General features: G+C 62.7%; 3 protein-coding genes. All 3 read left to right on the forward strand.

The window, feature by feature from the left end; translation table 11 throughout:
- A partial coding sequence (gene dctP / locus AC1DVA_RS27610) for a TRAP transporter substrate-binding protein DctP (protein ID WP_476808015.1) occupies positions 1 to 416 on the forward strand: 416 nt, incomplete at its 5' end.
- 137 nt (positions 417 to 553) lie between these two features.
- Entirely contained in the window at positions 554 to 1726 is a 1173-nt protein-coding gene (locus tag AC1DVA_RS27615; RefSeq protein ID WP_476808016.1) for an enolase C-terminal domain-like protein, read from the forward strand.
- Between the two features lie 401 nt (positions 1727 to 2127).
- On the forward strand, positions 2128 to 2410 hold a 283-nt coding region (locus AC1DVA_RS27620), incomplete at its 3' end, for a cyclic nucleotide-binding domain-containing protein (protein ID WP_476808017.1).

Genomic DNA, 2410 nt, shown 5'->3' on the forward strand with positions numbered 1-2410 from the left:
TTGCCGCCCTCGAAACCCATGCGATTGACGGCCAGGAAAATCCGCTGGTCACGATCGACACTTCGAAGCTCTACGAGGTGCAGAAGTACCTCACGCTAACCCGCCACGCCTACACGCCGTTCCTGATGCTGTATTCGAAGAAGCTCTGGGACCAGCTCTCGGCCGAGGAGCAGACCATCCTGACCGATTGCTCGATCGTCGGCCGCAACGAAGAGCGCCGCGTCGCGCGTGATTTGAACGACAAATCGCTGGCCAATCTGAAGTCCAAGGGGATGCAGGTCTCTGAGGTGACGCCCGACGAGCTGACGAAGATGCGCGAGGCGACCGCCGCCGTGTACCAGCGCCATCAGGCGACCATCGGCAAGGATACGATCGATCGCATCCAGGCCGATCTCGCCAAGATCCGCGGCAATTGAACACGACGAAGTGAGCCCGGCGCTCCCCGGCGGGCGATCATGCAAGCCGGGAGCGCCGAGAACCATCGTTCCTCATCGACCGGGCGGCGACCGCCTCGCGACGGGCGCACTGCCAACTAACGGCATTCGAGAGTTCCATGAAAATCACCGACATCACCACACTCGTCGTCAACGCCGAGATGCGGAACTGGATCTTCGTCAAGGTCGTCACCAACCAGCCCGGGCTTTATGGCTGGGGCGAGGCGACGCTGGAATGGAAGACCCGCGGCGTCGTGGGGACGATCGAGGACCTGAAACCGCTAATCATAGGTCGTGACCCGCGCGACATCGAACAGATCGTCCGGATTCTCCAGAAACAAAGCTTCTGGCGCCTCGGTGTCATCGGCATGTCCGCGATCAGCGGCATCGAGCAGGCGCTGTGGGACATCTGTGGCAAGGCGCTCGGCGAGCCGGTCTGGCGACTGCTGGGCGGCAAGGTCCGCGACGAGCTTCCGGTTTACACCCACCTTGGCCTGGGCGACATGCGCGCGGTCTACGAGACCTTCGATCCGACGGCGCTGGCCGAAAGCGCGCTCGCCCTGGTCGAGCAGGGATACAACGCGCTCAAGGTCGTGTTCATTCCCTATACGCACTACACCGCCACCACAAAGGGGCTTCGCCATGTCGACAGCCTCATGCGGTCGCTGCGCGAGGCCGTCGGCGACGACGTCGAACTCATGGTGGATTTCCATGGCCGCTGCGCCTCGGCCGCGGCTGCCATGCGCTATATCGAGGTGCTGGCTCCCTACCAGCCGCTCTTCGTCGAGGAGCCGATCCCGCCGGGTGAGCTCGCCTCGCTGAAGACCATCACGGCGAATTCGCCCTGCACAATTGCCACGGGCGAGCGGCTGGTTCACCTGGACGATTTTGAGAACCTCTTCTCAAGTCGCGCTACACACATCGCCCAGCCCGACCTCTGCCATGTTGGAGGACTGTCGCAAGGGCGTAAGATCGCCTCGATGGCAGAGGCCGCAGGCATCGGCCTTGCGCCTCACAACCCGCTCGGTCCGATTGCCGGTGCGGTGGCGCTGCATTTCGGCTTCGCCACGCCCAACATCATCATCCAGGAGGAAATGGTCGGGGCCGTGCCTTGGTACGATGAGGTGGTCTCCCTCCCGATGCGACGCGTGAAGAGTGCGTGGCAGCTATCGGAAGCGCCAGGGCTTGGCATCGAGGTCAACGAGAAGGTCGCTGCCTTGCACCCGTTCAAGCAGGAAATTCTCCACACTCAGCATGCGGTCACGGCCGACGGCACGGTCGTCGACTGGTGACGCGCCTAGGCCACTGGCGCTCGATCGATGCCGTTGCCAGCGTGTCCTCTAGGTTCGGAATGGCCGGATTACACCCGCTTATGTGTTTGTTGGATCGGCGCATTAGGTCGAGGTGGCCGGGATGCCGACTAAGGTTGAAGCGCTGGCATCGTCGATGTCGCCTGGATATCCATGGCAGGTCCGCCTCTTGGGAGGCCGCATCGGGGATCATTCTATCAAATGTTGTGGGACGTAGCGCTCGCGTTGCGCCATCGGAGGACATTCGCACTTTGCCCGAGAGCCAGAACCCTCGGTCCACAACCTTTCATTTGATCAGGGGGGCTCTTGCGGATCGCGGCGTCAATCTGATCGGATGACGTCGCGTTCGAGAGGTCGCATAGTCCGACATGGAGGGCACTCTTATGGCAATCGGAGATGCTCGGCGGGAGCAGGTCTTTCCAACACTCACAGACCTTCAGGTCGCGACGGCGCGCCGCTTCGCAAGCGGCGAGCCGTACCACTTCGCTCAGCGTGAGGTCATCTATGAGACCGGCACGCGCGACGCCCCCTGCTGGTTGCTCCTCGACGGCTCGGCCGACGCGCTTCAGAGCAGCGCGAATGGCCGGTCATCGCTGGTCAAGACCTACGGCCCCGGCCAATTCACGGGGGAGACCAATCAGCTCTCGGGTCGTCCGTCCCTCATGT

This window comes from Allobosea sp. P4_C6 (assembly GCF_056402015.1).